18 protein-coding genes are annotated in these 18,682 nt (G+C 69.3%); 16 read left to right on the forward strand and 2 right to left on the reverse strand.

Annotated elements, in window-relative coordinates; genetic code table 11:
• The first annotated feature begins 1 nt into the window (after position 1).
• The 13 genes from KIH74_RS28700 to KIH74_RS28760 all read left to right on the forward strand — a co-directional run bounded on the left by KIH74_RS28700 (position 2) and on the right by KIH74_RS28760 (position 11,287).
• A complete protein-coding gene (locus KIH74_RS28700; RefSeq protein WP_214159496.1) occupies positions 2-1,234 on the forward strand; it encodes a replication-relaxation family protein in 1,233 nt (410 codons plus the stop codon).
• A gap of 487 nt (positions 1,235-1,721) precedes the next feature.
• A complete protein-coding gene (locus KIH74_RS28705) occupies positions 1,722-2,273 on the forward strand; it encodes a hypothetical protein (RefSeq protein ID WP_214159497.1) in 552 nt (183 codons plus the stop codon).
• On the forward strand, positions 2,267-2,587 hold the full coding sequence (locus KIH74_RS28710; RefSeq protein WP_214159498.1) for a hypothetical protein: 321 nt from the start codon (positions 2,267-2,269) through the stop codon (positions 2,585-2,587). The genes KIH74_RS28705 and KIH74_RS28710 overlap by 7 nt, the downstream gene beginning before the upstream one ends.
• A gap of 119 nt (positions 2,588-2,706) precedes the next feature.
• Positions 2,707-3,612: a DUF3846 domain-containing protein gene (locus tag KIH74_RS28715; RefSeq protein ID WP_214159499.1), complete on the forward strand. Its 906-nt coding sequence runs from the start codon at positions 2,707-2,709 to the stop codon at positions 3,610-3,612.
• Positions 3,613-3,644: 32 nt separating this feature from the next.
• The gene (locus KIH74_RS28720) at positions 3,645-4,652 is read left to right on the forward strand and encodes a hypothetical protein (RefSeq protein ID WP_214159500.1); all 1,008 of its coding nucleotides are present in this window, start codon (positions 3,645-3,647) and stop codon (positions 4,650-4,652) included.
• A 72-nt stretch (positions 4,653-4,724) separates the two neighbouring features.
• Positions 4,725-5,276, forward strand: coding sequence for a hypothetical protein (locus KIH74_RS28725; RefSeq protein ID WP_214159501.1), 552 nt, complete (start codon positions 4,725-4,727; stop codon positions 5,274-5,276).
• A gap of 79 nt (positions 5,277-5,355) precedes the next feature.
• Positions 5,356-6,249, forward strand: coding sequence for a DUF3846 domain-containing protein (locus KIH74_RS28730; protein WP_214159502.1), 894 nt, complete (start codon positions 5,356-5,358; stop codon positions 6,247-6,249).
• 145 nt (positions 6,250-6,394) lie between these two features.
• On the forward strand, positions 6,395-6,949 hold the full coding sequence (locus KIH74_RS28735; protein WP_214159503.1) for a hypothetical protein: 555 nt from the start codon (positions 6,395-6,397) through the stop codon (positions 6,947-6,949).
• Positions 6,950-7,266: 317 nt separating this feature from the next.
• The gene (locus KIH74_RS28740) at positions 7,267-7,896 is read left to right on the forward strand and encodes a hypothetical protein (RefSeq protein ID WP_214159504.1); all 630 of its coding nucleotides are present in this window, start codon (positions 7,267-7,269) and stop codon (positions 7,894-7,896) included.
• Between the two features lie 78 nt (positions 7,897-7,974).
• Positions 7,975-8,754, forward strand: coding sequence for a diguanylate cyclase domain-containing protein (locus KIH74_RS28745; protein ID WP_214159505.1), 780 nt, complete (start codon positions 7,975-7,977; stop codon positions 8,752-8,754).
• The gene (locus KIH74_RS38970) at positions 8,751-9,827 is read left to right on the forward strand and encodes a C40 family peptidase (RefSeq protein WP_308114029.1); all 1,077 of its coding nucleotides are present in this window, start codon (positions 8,751-8,753) and stop codon (positions 9,825-9,827) included. Before KIH74_RS28745 ends, KIH74_RS38970 begins: the two co-directional genes overlap by 4 nt.
• A gap of 158 nt (positions 9,828-9,985) precedes the next feature.
• Positions 9,986-10,555 (forward strand): class II glutamine amidotransferase domain-containing protein, encoded by a 570-nt coding sequence (locus tag KIH74_RS28755; protein WP_214159506.1) that lies wholly within the window; start codon positions 9,986-9,988, stop codon positions 10,553-10,555.
• Between the two features lie 105 nt (positions 10,556-10,660).
• Entirely contained in the window at positions 10,661-11,287 is a 627-nt protein-coding gene (locus KIH74_RS28760; RefSeq protein ID WP_214159507.1) for a hypothetical protein, read from the forward strand.
• A 72-nt stretch (positions 11,288-11,359) separates the two neighbouring features.
• Here KIH74_RS28760 and KIH74_RS28765 read toward each other — a convergent pair whose 3' ends face one another.
• The gene (locus KIH74_RS28765) at positions 11,360-12,067 is read right to left on the reverse strand and encodes a thioesterase II family protein (protein WP_214159508.1); all 708 of its coding nucleotides are present in this window, start codon (positions 12,065-12,067) and stop codon (positions 11,360-11,362) included.
• Positions 12,068-12,159: 92 nt separating this feature from the next.
• Positions 12,160-12,909 (reverse strand): AfsR/SARP family transcriptional regulator, encoded by a 750-nt coding sequence (locus KIH74_RS28770; protein WP_214159509.1) that lies wholly within the window; start codon positions 12,907-12,909, stop codon positions 12,160-12,162.
• 690 nt (positions 12,910-13,599) lie between these two features.
• Here KIH74_RS28770 and KIH74_RS28775 point away from each other — a divergent pair.
• Genes KIH74_RS28775 through KIH74_RS28785 form a run of 3 tightly spaced genes read left to right on the forward strand, consistent with a single transcriptional unit; the run spans position 13,600 to position 18,606 of the window.
• Positions 13,600-14,925: an MFS transporter gene (locus tag KIH74_RS28775; protein WP_214159510.1), complete on the forward strand. Its 1,326-nt coding sequence runs from the start codon at positions 13,600-13,602 to the stop codon at positions 14,923-14,925.
• Positions 14,912-15,502: a DUF6817 domain-containing protein gene (locus KIH74_RS28780; RefSeq protein ID WP_372492140.1), complete on the forward strand. Its 591-nt coding sequence runs from the start codon at positions 14,912-14,914 to the stop codon at positions 15,500-15,502. The genes KIH74_RS28775 and KIH74_RS28780 overlap by 14 nt, the downstream gene beginning before the upstream one ends.
• Positions 15,451-18,606, forward strand: a complete 3,156-nt coding sequence (locus tag KIH74_RS28785; RefSeq protein ID WP_246573271.1) for a non-ribosomal peptide synthetase — start codon at positions 15,451-15,453, stop codon at positions 18,604-18,606. The genes KIH74_RS28780 and KIH74_RS28785 overlap by 52 nt, the downstream gene beginning before the upstream one ends.
• Positions 18,607-18,682: the final 76 nt, after the last annotated feature.

Below are 18,682 nucleotides of genomic sequence, written 5' to 3' on the forward strand. Positions count from 1 at the left end.
GATGACGGACGACGACACACCCCCACCACGCGGCCCCGAGGAGGAACCGGCCCCCGGCAGCCCGCCGCCGGACCGCTCTCCACCGGCGCCGGCCACCCCCGCCCGCCGGCGCACGTCCCGGCGCTCGCCGGGCAACCGCACCTGGCTGGACGCCGGCCGCTTCCCCCGCACCCGGGACGGGGTCCTGCTGCGGCTGCTGCACGAGCACGCCACCCTGACCGGCCCGCAGATCCAGGCCCTGTTGTTCACCACGCCGGCGGCCGCGCGCACCCGGCTCTACCGGTTGCGGGAGCAGGGGTGGATCCTCAGCTTCCGCGCCCAGCCGGGTGCGCCTGCGCTCGCCTCGGGGGCGTGGGTCCGGCCCGGGCACCCGTTGCCGCCGCTGCACTGGGTCCTGGCCGAACGCGGCCACCGGTGGGCCGCCGGGCGCGCCGGTGAGGGCGTCCTGCCCGGCCGTCGCTGGCGCCAGCGCATGGAGGCCGTGGCCGCCAGCGCCCAGCTGGACCACCTCGACGGCGTCCACCAGTTCTTCGTCTCCCTGATCACCGGTGCACGTACCCTCAACGGGCCCGGCACGTCCTTCACCTGGACACCGGGCCCCTGGAACCTGTCCGCCCGCGACGCCCCACCGGTGGGCGAACCATCCCCGCCGCTCGTTGGCGAGCAGGTCCGGCTGGCCCGCTGGTGGCCCAGCGACCGCGCCAGTTCCGCGATCGCGGGCCGGGTGCGCCCGGACGGGCACGGCGTCCTGGAACACCGCGCCCCGCAAGGACAGCTACGGCAGACCGGCTTCTTCGTTGAATACGACCGCGGTACCGAGCCACTTCCCGTCCTGACCGGGAAACTACGCGCCTACCGGCAGCTGCGCGCCGACCAGAACATCGCCCTGCCGGTGCTGTTCGTCCTGCCCGGCCCGATCCGCGAACAGCACCTGCACCAGATCCTCACCGAAAGCACCGGCAGCCCCGAACCCAGCGACGTCGAAGGCGACCCCCTGCCGCCGGCCGCAGGGCCTGACAGCCCGCCTTCGCTGCCCGTGCTCACCACCCACCTCCAGGAGCTGGAGCGCCTCCCCGGCGGCCCGGCCGCCGCGGTCTGGCTCCCGGTGGGAGCCGCTCGGCGCATCCGGCTGGGCGACCTTCCCGCGACCGTCCCGGGCAACGCGTTCCTGGACCCGAGCCAGGTCCGCGACGACGAGGACCCCCTGTACCCGCTGGGACGCGACCTGCCCTGAGCACGCCCGGGCAGCCCCGAGCCGGTGACCCCACCGGCAGCCCAGGCGCCCGCCCGGTGGGCTTCCCGCCCCCGACACCGGCGGCGAGCATGAAGACTTCACCTTCACCACCAGCTCCCCCGTGCGCGCCACGGAACAACTTTCGTGCCGCCCACACCGGCGCATCCCCGTCACCCGTCCCACGGGCGTCCTCACCCACCAGCTCGCTGGTCGGCCGGCATCCCACGGGACCACCACGACGGCACCGCCACCACTCACCACGACGAATCCACCTCCTACGAGGCCCATCCCGTGGTGACGATCCCACCTGCCCACCTCCGGGCATCGCCCCACCCGGTAACCCCACCCGGTATCCACACCGCGGCAACCACACCGCGGCAACCACACCGCGGCAACCACACTGCGGCAACCACGCCGTGGCCCGACGCCGTCCCGGCCGTCGCGCCGTGCCCGCCCGCCCGCACCCCACATCCCTCAAGGAGAAGACATGACCGCCCGTTTCCCCGAACCCGTCACCCCTGCCGTACCGCAGGACCCGATCACCGCCCTGATCATCCCGGCCGATGACGCCCAGCCCCTGCGGGCCCAGACCCTGCACGGCGAAACCACCCGCGCCCTGCAACAACTCGTCCATGGCGCCGCCACCCGCCTGCTGCTGGAGGAAGGATCCAGGCTCTACCACCAGGACACCCACGAGCCCACCGCGCTCGCGACGAACGCCCGGGCCACCGCCCTGCTCCTGGCCGTCGGCGGCCCCGCGGCTGCCGGTGCCCACGTCCGTGGCGACGCCGTCGTCCTGGGACCACTGCGCCACGGCCGGGAAACCAGCGCACCACCCCGCCTGCTCGGCCTCACCCGGCCCGCGGATCACCCGGCCGGTGCCCGCCACGTCGATCTCACCCTCCGCGCCCGGCACGATCCCGACGCCGTACTCACGGCGTCGATCAGCTGGCTGGACGCCTGCGCCTGGCTCCTGCGGATGGGCGCGCAGCAGCTGCGCACCGCCGACAACAGCCGCGAGGAGACCCACGAATGCTGAGTCTCCTGGTGTACACGGCGTACTGGACGCCCGAGGACGTCGCGCACGGCGCCAACGATCCCGAGCGCACCACTGGCGAGTCTCACGAATTCGATGATGCCGACGAACTGGTCGATCATCTGATCGCCCACGGCCTGACCGAACCGTCCTGCTGGCCGGTGACGTCCAACGAGACGCGCATCTGGTTCAGCGCCCCCAGCTACGAGCATCCGTACACCGGGCACCGCGAATACCTCACCGCCCACCGCGGCGACGACATCGACGACGGCACCTGGACCCGGATCGTGCACCGCATCACCGCATGCGCCGCGTAACCCGCAGGCCGGCAGAACCTTCCAGCGCCTCACCCCACCGGGGCCGGGGCGCTTCTTCATACCCCCTGCGGCCGATCGGCCGCAGGTGCACCTCCCCACGAAACACGAAGGAGAACAGCATGTTGATGCGCAGCCGGCACCACCACGGGGCACAACCCGACGAGCATCTGATCACCGTGCTCGCCGTCCCGGCCGCCCTCGACCGGCCACCCGCCGCGATCGAGATCGACCGCCGTAACCTCGCCGCCTTCCAGGGCCTGGTCGGCGGATCCGTCGAAGTCGTGACCCTCCAGACCCCGGAGATGGGCCTCTACCTCAACGAGGAGGGCAAGAACGTCGGCCTGCCGCTGAACCGGCGGGCCACCGCCCTGACCTGGGCCCACCACCCCGGCCTCCAGCGCACCCGCGACCACGTCGTCGGCGACACCGTGCTGGTCGGGCCGGTCGGCGACACCGGCTACGACACCTCCGTCCCCGCCGAAATCCGGGAACTGCTGACGGTTCCCGCCCGCGTCCAGGTCCAGATCATGGACGACGAGACCACCCAGGTCTGGGAAGCAGCCGGCAACGAACCCGACTGGTTCGGCGGCTACCTGTGGGGCCTGCCCTACGTGATGGAAGCCGCCCAGCGCGGCGAGCACCGGCGCCTGCGGGTGGTGCCCACGATGAGCACCGGCCGCCGTCAGCTGGTCATGGCACTGGCTCAGCAGACACTCGCCGAACACCGGGCAACGCCCGAGAGCGCCGACCGGGTGCGCATTCTCACCTGCCCGAGCCTGGCCGACCTGGCCACACAGATCCGCCGGGGCGGGATACGGGCCGGGGCCGGCTTCCACCACCGCAGCCTGGTCCTGATCAACCTGGCCCGGCACGGCGAGTCGTGGATCGCGATCCAGGACGGCGTGGTCTTCGACGTCCCGGCCCTCGTGCCTCTGGCCAGGACCGGGGGCCTGGAAGGGCTCATCCGCTCGATCCTCGCCACCGCGGCCGGGGACACCGGCCCCGGGGCTGCACCCCAGCAATGACCGCGACACCCACCCGATCCGAAGGAGGAACCATGAAGAGCGCCCTGCACGCCGTACGCCCGGTGAGCCGGCCGGAACCGGCCCGGCTGCACGTCGTCGTCATCCCGCACCACACCGAAACACCGGTGTGGGTGCAGCAGATCACCGGCGACCCGCAGGCGGCACTGGAGAAACTGGTCGGCGGCCCGCTCCAGGCCACCGGCCTCGACGACCTGCCCGCAGTCCTGCTCAGCAGTGACATCGACGTCTCCCGCCGTGGCCCGGCCGAGGACACCCACAACGTCCGCGCCACGCTGCTGGCCTGGGCCCACCACCAGCAGATCCGCTTCCGGTTCCACCTGCACGGCACCGTGGTCATCGTCGGCACCACCCTGCCGGACATCGACCCGGCACCGGTTCCCGCGCCGGGCGGGGTGGTTCGGGCAACTGACCCGGTGCCCGGGTCGCCGCGTGAAGCCGCTCCGGCTGGCCAGTACACCAGCGCCCCGGCACAGCTGATCGACCTGCTCCTGCACACCCCGTGGGTCCGGGCCGAGTACACCACCCGGCGCAGGCCGGGGCAGTGGGTGCGCGGGCGCCTGGTCCACCCCGGCTGGTACGAGGCCTACACCTCGCTGATCGCCCAGGCCTTCGAATGGGAACGCGACGCCGACCGGATGCGCATCGCGCCGGCGGTCGCACCCGAACACGCCCACCGGTGGGTCAACACGGCCAACCGGGTACTGCACGGGCGCGGCGCACCGGGCATCACCCCGGAGGACATCATCCCCACCACCACGGTGGACGAACTGGCCCAGGCGATCGCCCACGGCCGGCTGCGTGCCGGTACGGCCGTCCAGTACCAGGACCTGTGCGTGGTCAACCTCGCCGACGGCCGCGAGGAATGGATGGCCATGCACCAGCAGGTGGTGCTGCGCATCGCCGAACTGCGCCCGTCCGTCGCCGAGGGCACCTTCGCCCACATCGTCGCCGTCCTCATGGCCACCCCACCGGACAGCGGATCGACCGACCCCACCGGCCCACGGGCACCGGGCCGGTGACAGCAGCCCTCGCCGCACGCCCCACCCGTCCGGGTGGGGCGTTTCTTCTTGCACCGGAAGGAACAGACATCCGTGGGACAACAACCCCTCCCCAGCCGCGCACCAGCGGCACAGGCCGGCATTCAGGCGGTGATCATCCCCTGGGACACCGAGCAACCCGCCCGGGGCACCATCGTTCGCCACATTCCCGGTGACCCGCTGGGGCTGCTCCTCGGCGCAGGCGGCACCGGTATCCGGCTGCCACGCATCGACGCCGTCCTGCGCTGCACCGGCGACGAGGAACAGCCGCTGAACATCCGGGCCACCGACTTGGTCCGGGCCCACCGCTGGCCCGCCACCGGCCTGCCCCTGATCAGGGGCACCGCCCTGCTGGTGGGCCGCCGGTTGCCCGGCAAAGGACACCTCACCAGCGTTCCGGCACCGATGAGAGACCTTCTGGTGCAGGGCAAACAGTGCCGGGCCCAGGTCTCCACCAGCCAGGCCCCCGAGCGCTGGCTCGGCAACGCCATGGAGTTCGACGACTGGGGCCAGGCCTACCGCTACGGCGTACGCCTGGCCGGCCGATGGCGCCGGGTGCAGAAGATCCGCGTCGTCCCGGCCGAAACCGGCCACCCCACCACCTGAGCACTCACCACCCAGCCCGAGAGAGCGCCTTCTCCCCACCGGGAGGAGGCGCTCTCTCGCATGACCGTCAGGAGCCACGATGCACCCCGAAACCGCCGTCCCGGAAACCGGACCCGGCACGTCACTGATCGTCGCGCACATCCCCGCCGCCGACCGGCAGCCCCTGCGCCTGCTGGTCCTGCCCCAGCCCCCGCTCACGGCGTACCAGCAGATCGTCGACGGCCACGTGCGCCGGATCGACCTGACCGAACCGGGCCTGACCCTCGTCCTCAACCCCGACGGGCACCAGCTGGACATGCCGCTCAACCGCAGGGCCACCGCCCTGGCCTGGGTCCAGCACCCCGGCATGCGCCGGATCCGCTACCCCCTGCACGGCGACGTCCTGATCGCCGGCCCACCGACCCCCGGCCAGACCGACAGCCCCCTGCCCGACGACGTGCGCGAGCTGTTCCTGACCCCCAACCCCGTCCAGATCCAGGCACCCGACCGCCACCACCCCGACCGCTGGCGAGTCACCACCCACCGGGCCCACTGGTACGAGGCCTACCGCTGGGTCCTGCCGCGCCTCACCCAGCCCTACACCCCGCAGGACCCGCAGCCGCCCCAGCGCAGGATCGTCCCCGGCCCCTCCAGCCAGCTGACCGATCTCGTCGTCCGGGCCGCCCACGAGCACGGGTTCCACGGTTCCGGTGACCGCGACCCCCGCCCCGGGGCGATCCTCGGCTGCCGCACCGTCGCCGACCTCGCCCACCAGGTCCAGGCCGCGAGACTGCGCGCCGGCGAAGCCTTTCACCTGCACGACCTGGCCCTGCTGAACCTGCGCGACGACGGCCAGGACTGGCTGGCCCTGCACCGCGGCCTGGCCTTCCGCATCCCGCCGGTGCCCGGCCTCATCCACGACGGGCACCTGCCCCACCTGCTCGCCGAGATCGCCGCGATCGCTGCCCACCGCACCCCGCCCCCGGGCGCGTAACCCATCGCGCCCCCAACGGTCAGGCTTCCGGTGGGTCATCCACCCCACCAGAAGCCTGACCACCCACCGGACCCGTGCCTACGGTGACCGCCATCACCGGGCCATCCACTGCGCCCGAACACTTCTCACCCCCTCGGGAGAACCCGTGCTCGTCACCACCCTGACCCTCGACGCCGCCGAACACCTGCCCCGAACCCACCTGCTGCGCGACGAAACCGCCGCCCTGGCCCTGTTACGCCAGCTGCTGCCCGACACCACCCGGAACGTCCCCGACCCCGACCTGGTCCACCACCTCACCCAGGAAGGCATCCGCGTCCGCATCGAGACGCACGAGCTGTCCCCGCTCCTCCAGCCGGGCCTGCTCCCTCCCGGCCCGTACGGCGACCTGTACCGGGTCGGCGCCAATCCTCTCGGCCGAGACGACCGGCGCGGCGAATTCCTGCGCCCCGCAACCCCCCACGAGGCCGCCCTCTCTCACAGCTGCGCCCGCCTCGACGCAGGAGCCGGCATCTTCGGCGTCCGCACCAGCTACCCGCCCGGGCCCAAGAACACCGCATCCGTGGACTACCTGCACCACGGCAGCCACGCCTGGGAGAACGCGCTCGCTGTCGGCACCACCCGCTACTACCGCGTGGAAGCCATCCCCGACGACGCCACCCTCCCCGCCCTGCCCGGCGACATCGAACTCCCTCCCCGCTGAAACACCGTCACCCACCAGCCACATCGGGCCCTGCCCGGACGAGCCGACCACCGTCCGGTCAGGGCCCACTGCATGCCCACCAGAAGGGCAACCAGCGAAACAGGATCCAACGAGTGCCTTTTCCAGGTCTTTCCCCGCTGGCGATTCTGGCCACTCACCATCGCACCACCCGCTTCCGGCCGCACCGCCGAACGCTCCACCCGGGCCCACCCACATCGGTCGGCCCCTCCGGCACCCCGGCCGGCAGCACCCGCATCGCGGGATCTCCACCGCTGCTGCGCGGCACATTCCGTCTTGCACCACCGAAGGAGGAATCCATGTTCATGAACCGCTACAACGCCAGAATCTGGTACCGCAACGAGCTGTGCCAGGGGCTCGCCCGGCAGCACGTGCTGCTGAGCGGCTACTCGCTCCGGCAGATACGCACCCTGCTACGGCACTCCGCCGTCTACGACCGCCGCGTCGAACGCGTCGTACGCCGTTACCGGGTGCTGATCCGCGAGACCCAGCTCCCCACGTACCGGCAGGCACGTCAGCAGACGAGCCTGAGCTTCCTGCACGACATGCATCTGGCCTTCCACGGGCCCAAACCGGCACGACTGCGGTTGGTCTCGAGGCACTGGCAGTGGCGATCCTTTTTCGTCCAGCAATTCCATGAACACCGCGAAGCCGCAGCCTTCCCACCGGACGCGGAGTACCTCAACCGCGGCCCGCACCACCAGGACGTGTTCGCACAACTGCGCACGGCTCAACTGAGCGCCCTGCGCGCGGAACTCCTGGACATGATGCAAGGGCTCGACACCTACGAGCGCCTGCTCATCCAGGTGTCTTTCGCTGTGGTCTGCCGGGCCCACGACGACGTCCACGGCCAGCACGGGCACATCAGCCCTCAGGACGTCTGGCGCAAGGGCGATCTCACCGGCCTGGCCAAGGCCGTCAGCGGCTGACCCACGCTCCTCACCCTGAACCCAGGGTGAGGAGCACCTCCGTTCCCCACCCACCGTCAGCGAAACCGAGGAAGAGACATGAAACTCACCACCCCGAACCATCAACCATGGACGACGAAAACCCTCGCCGCCCTCACCGGGCTCCTGCTCCTGGCGCTGCACCGGGTCCGCACCCGGACCCTGCGTGCCCACATCGCCCGCGCCCGGTCCCTCGCCCACCGGGACCCCCTCACCGGCCTGGGAAACCGCGCCGCACTCCACGAGGCCCTCGTCGTACCTCGTCGCGGGCGCACCGTGCTCGGCCTGCTGGACCTGGACGGGTTCAAACCCGTCAACGACGAGCACGGTCACCAGGCCGGTGACCGGGTGCTCCAGATCGTCTCAGCCCGCCTCCAGGCAGCTACCGCCGGTCAGGGCCGGGTCTTCCGGATCGGTGGCGACGAGTTCGTCGTCCTCTGGCTTGATTTCGTTCCGCCGCCCGGCGTCTGGACCTACCGGGTGGCAGATCTGCTCCTGGCTCGCGTCACGAGCACACCCGTGCAGATCGCCGGGCACCGGATCCCGGTGGCCGCCAGCCTCGGGCTGATCATGGACGACGGCCACCTCACCGCCGGCCAGCTCCTGAGGAGGGCCGATCTGGCCATGTACGAGGCCAAGAAGTTTCCCGGAAGCAAGGCTGTGCTCCACAGTGCCTTCCGCGTTTCCGGGTGCCAAGGTCATCGCCATGCCTGCTATCCCGCAGGCCGTATCCGGGAGGCCCTGACCGGTACGGCGGCCGATTCCAGGGTCGGCGATACCCGCGACAGCTCAGGTCCGGACCGCCGATCGGGCGGCCGGCGAGCCCGGCCGACACGATGAACGACGACGAGATCGGTGGCTTCCTGATGGCCGTGGTCGCGGCGGCTCTCGCCGTGCTCGTGGGGATGACCCTGATGGTTCAGGCCGTCGTCGCCACCGTGGGCGATGCGCCCAGCGCCCTGGCCGCCGGCCTCTTCGACAGCACCGGCACCATCTGCGGCACCGGCGACGCGGCTCAGAAGCGGCGCCGTGAGATTGTCGATCTGGCCGGTGAATTCGATGTCGAGCAACGGGCGAACGCGGCCACGATCGTCCGTATCGGCCGTCGCCTGGCCGTGCCCATGCGTGGCTGGCTCGTCGCGGTTGCCACCGCCATCCAGGAATCGAGCCTGCGCAACGTCGATCACGGGGACGCCGTCGGCCCGGACTCGCGTGGGCTCTTCCAGCAACGCGCGGCCTGGGGCCCCGAGGAAGACCGCACCGCTCCCGCGGCCGCCGCCCGCATGTTCTACACCGGCGGCCAGGCCGGGCAACCCGGCCTGCTCGATGTCAAGGGCTGGCAGCGCATGCCGCTGACTGAAGCAGCCCAGGCCGTCCAAAGATCCTCCAAGGCAACCGCCTATGCCGAGCATGAGGACGAGGCCGCAGCCCTCGTCCTGCTCACCGTGCTCGGCACCCGCCCTTCCGGCACCATCACCCTCCCGGCCGACCTGTGCACGACGTCCCTGGGCCCGGGCGACGTGGTCGGCGCTGCGATCGCCTATGCCCGGCGGCAACTGGGGCAGCCGTACCTGTGGGGCGGCGACGGACCCGATGCGGGGGAGAGGGGTTTCGACTGCTCGGGCCTGACCGCCGCGGCCTACGAGGCCGCGGGCATCACCCTGCCCCGCACCGCGCAGCAACAGTACGACCACGGACCCCGCGTCCCCCTGGACCGGCTGCAACCCGGAGACCTGGTCTTCTTCGGTGCCGGCAGCACCACGATCAGCCACGTCGGCATCTACCTCGGCAACCACCAGATGATCGACGCTCCCCACACCGGCGCCGCCGTCCGGATCGAGGACCACCGCTGGGACAACCTCATCGCAGCCACCCGCCCGACCGGCATCACCACGATCACCGTTGGCTCCTGAAAGGATCTACCTCACAACAGTATCCAGAGCTCTCAGGGCTCCGCTCGATCCAGTCGCACTCACAACGTCACATCCCGAGCCGCTCCGGAATGTCCGGAGCGGCTCTTGGGCGTCCACCACAAGCTCGCCCACCCACTCTTGCCCAAGGAGATCCCGTCATGGCACTACTGACCTACCTCCCCGCAGGAACCCCACCCGACGAACAAGCCCTACGCCGCGGCGCCTGGCTCAACCCCGACGGCCACGGCTTCGCCATCGCCGCCGGCGGGCACCTGATCATCCGGCGCAACCTCAGCTTCCACCCGCTGCTGGCCGAATTCCTCATCCTGAGAGCGCAATACCCCGACACCACAGCCGTTTTCCACTCCCGCCGTGCCACCCACGGCGTCTGTACCCTGGACAACTGCCACCCCCTGCCCATCGGCGGGAGCCGAGACGCCTACCTCGCCCACCACGGCGTCCTTCCCCGCCGGCTCCGGCCCCGAGGCAAGGATCTACGCTCCGACTCCCAGATCGCCGCTACGGAACACCTTCCGTCCTTCGGGCCGCTCACGCGGCGGTGCAACCGGATGGCGCTGGAGCGCTGGCTGCCCGACGACAACAGCGCCGTGATCCTCACCCAGGACCCGGATCGCGGCGCCGGCGCCTACCTGCTGCACGAGGCCAACGGCACCTGGCAGCACGGCAGGTGGTACTCCGGCCACGACCACCTCCCGCCCGGGGAATAGCCGTCTCAGTGAGGCATTTTTTTCAGAAACTGTTCACATAAAACAATTTTCACCAGCCCCGGACGTCCATCGGCGTCCGGGGCTTTCTCATGTCAGGAGCCCACCATGTCCGCCGCTCACCCGACCCCGCACCTCGACCCCGCCGCAGAAACACCCCGCGTCCAGGTGATCCAGCGATCGACCAGCATCATGACCCACCTGGGCCGGCGCACTGACCAGAACTGGAGCGTCGAAACCGAAACCGCCACCCAGTGTTCCGTCTACGTCCGGGGTCCCGGCTTCGCGACCCTGCACCTGTCCTTCGAGCGCCCCGGCGCCCGGGGCAGCCTGACGGTGCGCGGGGTTCACCCGGCCGGATCCGGTGCCCCGGACGGAACCCGCGGTCCGGTCGTGACCGTCGCCGCGGGCCGGACCGACCGGTTCATCGCCCGTCAGGTCCACACCCTGCTCCTGCCGGAGTATCTCGAAGAACTCCAGGCCGCCCGCCCTTACCTCGAAAACCCCCAGCACGAGCGGGCGGCACGACGCGAGCTCGCCTACGACATCGCCGGCATCTGCGGGGGAGAGGTCTACTACACGCACGACCGGTACCACGTCGACTTCCGGGCCGGGTCCGAGCAAGGACGCTTCCACGTCCTCAGCTCCTCGCAGACGCAGCTCGAGATGATCAGCGCCAACCCGGACGTGGTCTGCGAGATCGCGGCGCTGCTGGCGAGGGGCGGCAGAAGGTAGGTACCCAAGGCCCGGTGCAGGCGCTTTCGGCAGAAGGGGCTCATCCCCGCGCAGGCGGGCAGTGCGACATGATCAGCGCTGGCCGAGCGAGAACTGGTCCCGGGTGAGGTTCAGCGCCGAGGCCACCACGCGGCTCACCTCCTCGCAGTGCTCGTCGAAGTAAAAGTGTCCCCCGGGAAAGACCTTCATGCCGAATCGCCCTCTGGTGTGCTGACGCCAGGCCGCCGCGTCACCCGGGGGCGCGGCCGGATCCGATGCACCGCTCAAAGCCATGATCGGTGCATCGATGGCAGCGCCCTCGTCGCAGCGATAGGCCTGTACCGCGAGATAGTCCGCCCGCAGGACCGGCAGGTACAGGTCGATCAGCTCCTCGTCGAGAAGCAGCCGTTCGTCGGTACCACCCAGAGCCCTGGTCTCGGCCAGGAGCCCTTCATCGTCGAGGTCGGGCAATGGCTCCGGCGCAAGACCGGGGGCGCGCCGGGCCGAGACCGTCAGGGCCGCGACCGGCTGCCTCTGGTACTGCCGGATGCGGGCCACCTCAAAGGCGACGAGGGCCCCCATGCTGTGCCCGAAAACCATGACAGTGCGGCCGTTCAGCGGCTCCAATGATGCCGCCACCTGCTCGGCCAGCAGCACGAGATCGGTGACAGGCCGTTCCCCGAGACGATCCTGTCGTCCTGGATACTGAACGGCCAAGACCTCGATCTCACCGGCCAGTAGGGCGAAGAGGCTTCGGTAGCGGCTCGCTGATCCACCAGCGTGCGGAAGCACGACGAGCACCGGGGATCCGGAAGGGGCCGGGTGCAGACGACGCAGCCATGCACCGGGCCCTACCGGCAGACCGCCGCCGGAGGTGAACGCGGCAGCCCTCGTCAATGCCGGCTCGCCACGCTCGCCAGCGATTCGATCTGATCAAGAGCAATGATCTGCAAGAGCTCTGGTTCCTGCTGCAGAATCATCTGGTGCAACGCCTGCAACATGCCGGGCGGATCGATACCCAGTTCGTCGGCCAGCCGGTAACGCAGCGCCGTGTAGCAGCGGATGGCCTCACTCACCCGACCGGTCTGCACGCAGGCGACCATGAAGAGGGCATGCAGGCTTTCGTTCAGCGGATTCTCCAGCAGCAGCCGACGCAGCTCCGGCACCACCTCATGGAACCGGTGGCAGAGCATCTCGGCCTCGATCCTTTCAGTCAGCGCCATCAGGCGCTTCTCGTCCCACTCGGCCGCCGCCGACCTGAAGACGCTCTCCTGAAGCCCCGCGAAGGCAGGCCCTCGCCATACGGAGTCGGCCCGACGCAGGGTCAGGGCCCGGCGGTCAGGCGCGGTGATGGTGTGGGCACGATGAACGAGGGTGGTGAATCGCTGGGTGTCCAGGGCTCCGGCCGGAAGGTTCACCGAGTACGTACCGGCACGCTCAATGATCTCAACGCCTTGGGCACGCAGCTCGCTGACGCACTTCTGGATCTGATTGCGAGCTGAGCGAGGCGGTGCACTGCCGTACACGGCGTCGATCGTGAGATCCACATGCACGGGATAATCGACGGCCAGAAGCAGACGGGCCAGCAGGGCCCTTGACGGCCGGTTGAGCAGGGCCATCTCTTTCTGGTTGCGCCACAGCACGACCGGACCCAGGACACCGCACCGCAGATTCCCCGTCGTATCGATGACGCTCTCCTCACTACTGCGTGGGCAACGGCACACCGGTCAGTCGATCTCCGTCATGGTTCTGGCCGAGGCTTCTGCTGCGCGCCAACGGGCCGCACACGAGAGCCCGCGCCCGCACGGAGCGAGCCGGTGCCCATCTGCATCGAACGCTCACCCTGCTCACAGGACTTGAGCCGGTACCGGCCGTCGACCCGGACGGCGTTCAGCATCCGACCACCAGTGCAGTGTTGTCCGATTTGGCATGTTTGTCTAGGTGAAGGTTTCGCACCAAGGAAGAGTGGTCGCGCCGGCGCCCAGCCGCCCAACTTTCACGACAGGCTCGGGGTGGCCTGCCCCCAAAGGCCTTTCGGGGACCGCGGCCCCAGGGTCACGCACGCGCGTGCCGGCCTCAGCGTTACGGCACGGTGAAGCAGATGGCTTGACCATCCTCGTCCGTCGTCGCCTCACACACGTCGGTGCGGTCGAGAACTGCTACTTCCCGGCGCGCCACCTGGGAAGAAGCGCCCAGGAAGCGGACGGGAAGCCAGTGCTATCAGGATCGTCCTCGTTCTGCTGAACGGGTCGTGGTCGGCCAGGTTGTAAGGTGCGGGACCGGTCCTGATCGCCGACTTCCGAGAGGTTCAGTTGATTCGCCGACGAGGAACCATGCCCGTTGAGAGCGTCAAGAATGAGATCCGGATTCCTTGGTATTATTTTATTGCTCAACAAAAGGGATTCCGGTGGCTGTGGGCCGCTCAGTCCATCTCGGTCATGGGCTCCCAGGTCAGTCTCATTGCCTTTCCCCTGGCTGCCCTGACGGTTCTCGACGCCTCCGCCTCGGAGGTAGGAATTCTGTCTGCGTTGGAACGGGCGCCTTTTCTTGTGTTCGGTATTTTCGCCGGGGTCCTGATCGACCGGTGGCGGGCGCGCCGCGTGCTCGTGATCACCGACTGGGTGCGAGCCGTGGCCTTGCTCCTGATACCGATGGCCATGCTCCTGGACGTGCTGACCATCGAGTGGCTCTTCGCGGTCGCGTTCGTCATCGGCGCCTGCACCGTCTTTTTCGACATTGCCTACCAGAGTGCTCTCACCAGCGTCGTTGTTGCTGATGACCTGCTCACGGCCAATCGCTGGCTGGAAACCAGCAAGTCGATCGCGAACGTGTCCGGCCCAGGACTGGCGGCCGTGCTCCTAAAGGTGATGTCCGCCCCGGTCGCGCTCGCGGTCGACGCACTCTCGTTCGTCCTTTCCGCGCTCTTCGTGCATTCCATTCGTAACCCCGAACCGCGCCCGTCGAGACCTGAGGGAACCTCGATCTGGAAGGATTTCTGGACCGGCCTCGGGTTCATTGCAACGAACACTTTTCTTCGCTGGAACGCCATCATTGCCGCTTCCTGGAATCTTCTTTACAGTGGCTTCGTCACCATCTTCTTTGTCTACCTCGCCCGCGATCTGGCACTCGACGACACGGTGATCGCCATTCTCGTCTTCGTGGGCAGCGCCGGGTCCTTTCTGGGTGTTGCCGCGGTTCCCCTGGTAAACCGGTGGACCGGGCTGGGCTGGTGCATGGTGATCGCGATGTGCACGGGGGGTCTGGGAGGGCTGATCCTCGCGGTGGCCGGTGGTTCGTCGCCGTTGGCGATTCTGGCCATCACGTGCGGTTTCGCGCTGATCAACGCAGCTGAACCTCTTTTCAATATCAATGCCATCAGCATTCGGCAGATGATCACGCCGTCCCGGCTGATGGCCCGCACCACCGGGTCGATCCGGTTCGTGGTGTGGGGAACCCTGCCGATCGGGGCCCTGATCGCCGGCTTCCTGGGCGACGCGCTCGGCGGCCGTACCACGATGGTGATAGTGGGCCTGGGCTTTCTGTTTCCGGTGCTCATGTCATTGATCTCCCCGTTCCGTCAGTTCCGGACCATCGCCGAGGTGGACGTCGTCGACAGCGAGAAGAAGCGCAGAGAGGGAGTACTCGATGCTGGAACCTGAGCAGTACCGAGGTGGGCTGATCCAGCTCGGCCTGCACAAGGGGGCCCATCAGGACGTGACCCTGGTGGACCACATGTTCCGGGCCTGCGCCATCCTCCAGGACATGGAGGCCAAGGACGAAATCTGCCTGGCTGGGCTGTTTCACGGTGCATACGGCACCGAGGGCCTCCACAACGACAACGTGGAGGCCATCCCGGACACCCGGAGGGCAGAGGTCCGGACGATCGTGGGGCCGGATGTCGAGAAGATGATCTACACCTTCTCGGTCATGAGCTACATGTCGCTGGGCAAGAGCTTCCGCCGGGTCATGCGACCCGGCGGGACCCCGCAGCTGCGAGATCGCCGCACAGGCCTGGAAATTCCGCTGGATCGCGAGCAGTTCCTCGACATCCTCCGGATGAAGCTGGGAGACGTCCTGGCCCACATGCCACCGCAGGCAGGGCACACCCTCGTTGATCTCCCCACGGAGTACGCGGGATTCTGGAAAGTGGCGGCCGAGTATTTCGGGCCGGCCACCGTCAGCACATGGAACAAGTTCACCGGAGGCGAATTGTGGATCGACCCGGAACAGAACTGAACAGCCCGGCCTGGGAGGGATTTCGTCTCTCAAACCAGCAGGAGCGGACCTTCGGTCTTGCCGCTGCCGGAGCCTCGGCACGCCTCCTCGGCGGAGCGCAGATCGCCGGGGAAGTAGATCCCGACCTACTGGCTCAGGCAGCCCGCCAGGTGGTGTCGGCACATGAAATTCTTCGGTCGTCGTACCGGAAAGTGCTTGGCGACAACAGTAGCACGCTGATGGTCATCGATGCGCAGGCCCAGGTGAGCGTGACCGAGACGGCCGCTGACGAGGTCGCCCGGGCGGAGGTCATCGATCGGCTCGCGAAGACCTCAACCCTCGACTCCTGCCTGGAGATGGTGATTTTCGGGCGACCGGACCAGGGCCGCTCACTCATCGTCTCGGCTCCGCGCGCCGGCATGGACAGCCTGTCGATGGGAATCTTCCTGCGGCAACTGGTGCAGGCGTACGCGGCCGTCGCAGAAGGTAGGTCCTGGGCGCCCGAGAACGTACTTCAGTACGCCGATTTCGCTCAGTGGCAGCTCGAGCAGTCCGTGCCGGGAGCGCACCCGAGCGAGCGGGAGTCCGAACTGCGGGCCGAACTGGCCGCCCTGCCTCCCGCCCGGCTACCTCTGGAACTGCGCTCGGACCACAGCAGCTTCACAACGATCGACTGGACCCTGCCGAGTGAGCTGGTCGCATCGCTGCGGGCCCGGGGTGAAGCTCACGCCGGCCTGCGGGGTGTCCTGCTGGGCGCCTGGCTGGCCGCCCTCTGGCACGCCACGGGCCGGCCCGACCGCCTTGCGGTGGACGTCATGACCTCGGGGCGCGTGTTTCACGAACTGCAAGACGCTGTGGGCAACTTCGAACGCTTCGCGCCGGTCTTCGGGGTCGTCACCGAGGGTGCGACGCTCGAGGACCTGCTTCAGGCGACCGGCCGGGAGCTGGAGGCTCGTGAGGCCTCTGGCGGTGCGGCGGAGCTTCCCTGGCAGCAGACGGCCAATCTGCCGGGCTTCGGCTATCTAGGGGCGTCCCCCTTACCGGACTCGCCCCTGGGCCTGTCCGACGCATGGGTGGCCCCACCGGCCGAGGCCCGGAAGGTCAGCCTGTGGGTGCAGGATGACGGTGACCGTGTCCGGGTCCAGCTGCGCCACCGGCCGGGGGTGATGGCCGAGGGCGGCGCGGAAGCCCTGGCCACGTGCCTGCGGGCCGTCCTCAAGGCCCTGGGTGAAGACTTCTCGGCCTCCGTGTCCGCTCTGCCGATGCTCGACGAGACAGCGGCCGGCCGGCTCGTGGCAGCCGTCAACGCGCAGAACGCGCCACCGACGCCACCCGCCCACTGGCACCGGCGCGTCGAGGAGGTGGCGCAAGAGGCCCCGGACCGGGTCGCGATCACGTCGCCGGTCCGTGCCTGGACCTACCGGGAGTTCGACGAGGCCGCCAACCAGCTGTCGAACGAGCTGCTGGAACGCGGGGTCCGGGCCGGGGAACTGGTCGGGATGTACCTGGAGCGCTCCGACGTGGCGCTGGTCGCCATGCTGGCCATCGCCAAGGCAGGCGCGGGCTATGTGCCGGTCGACCCGCTCCTGCCGCCGGGGCGCCGGTCGGCCGTCGCGCAGGCCGTCGGCTTCCGCCACGTCGTGACGGGTGAAACGGCGCAGCTGTCTCTACCCGAGGGTTGCGACGTCCTCCAGGTGGATGCGCAACTGAGCGTCTGCGCCGGTCGCGACCGGAGTCGCCCGGTCGCCGTTACGGCCGACACGGACCCGGCCTACGTCCTGTTCACCTCTGGGTCCACGGGCACGCCCAAGGGCGTCGTGGTCGGGCACGGCCAGCTGGCGGCCTACATCGACGGCGTCCTGGACCGGCTGGGCCTGGCGGGGCCGATCGATTCCATCGCCCTGAGCACTCTCGGCACCGATCTGGGCAATACGGCACTGTTCCCGCCGCTGGTGACCGGGGGCACGCTGCGCGTGGTCGGCCCGCAGACCTCCGCGGACGCTCAGGCTCTGGCCCAGGTGATGACCGAGGAGGACTTCGACCTCGTCAAGATCACTCCCTCGCATCTGGAGGCGGTCATCGCGGTGGCCGACGACCCTGCTCGCGTGATGCCGCGCAGCGCGCTGGTTCTCGGCGGTGAGGCCACCGGCTGGGGCACCTACCACCTGCTGGCCAGGTTCCTCGGCGGATGCCGGCTCTACAACCACTACGGCCCCAGCGAGACGACGGTCGGTGTGGTCTGCGGTCCGGTCGACGACAGTGCCCTGGCGGGTCTCGCCTCCACGCTGCCGCTCGGGTGGCCGATGCGGCACGCGCGCTGCTACGTCCTCGATCCCCACGGCAACCCGGTGCCCTCCGGCGTCTCCGGGGAACTGTGGATCGGCGGGTCGTCCGTCGCCCAGGGGTACTTGCCGGGCACCGCAGACCGGGACGAGCGTTTCGTGGCCGACCCGTTCAGCGAGGTGACGGGGGCGCGCATGTACCGGTCCGGCGACCGGGCCCGGCTGCTTCCCGATCTGCGCCTGGAATTCCTGGGGCGGATGGACCGTCAGATCAAGGTTCGCGGCTTCCGGGTGGAACTGGGCGAGGTGGAGGCGGTCATGCGCCGTCATCCGCGAGTCAGCGGCAGCCTCGTGGTGGTGACCGGCGAGAGCATGACGGCCCGCCTGGTGGCCTATCTGATCGACGCCGAGGGCAGCCGGGGGTCGGCGGAGTGGCTACGGCCCTTCCTCGTCGATGCGCTTCCCGAGTACATGGTGCCGGCCCATCTCGTCGCACTCGAGGCATTCCCACTGACCAGCACCGGGAAGGTCGATGCGGCGATGCTTCCCGAACCGGGTTCGTACGAAACGACTTCCCGATCCACCGTGCCACTGCGGACGCCGACCGAACGCGCCGTCGCGGCCATCTGGGCCGAGTTGCTGCTGCTCAAGAACGTGGGTGCCGACGACGACTTCTTCGACATCGGCGGCCATTCGCTCCTGGCCACCCAGCTGATCGCCCGGCTACGCGCCGAGTTCTCGGTCAACGTGAAGCTGCGCAACCTGTTCGAGGCTCCTGTCCTGTCCGAACTGTCCGAGCTCGTCGATCAGCTCCTGCAGAAGGCCGAGGCCGCCCATGTCTGAGGGAAGAGTCGCGTCCGGCCCCTTCCGCCCTGCTCGTAGGGCGGTCTCGGTCAGCGCCGGGGAGCTGGTCACGGTC

The organism is Kineosporia corallincola (assembly GCF_018499875.1).
GTDB classification, from domain to species: Bacteria; Actinomycetota; Actinomycetes; order Actinomycetales; family Kineosporiaceae; genus Kineosporia; species Kineosporia corallincola.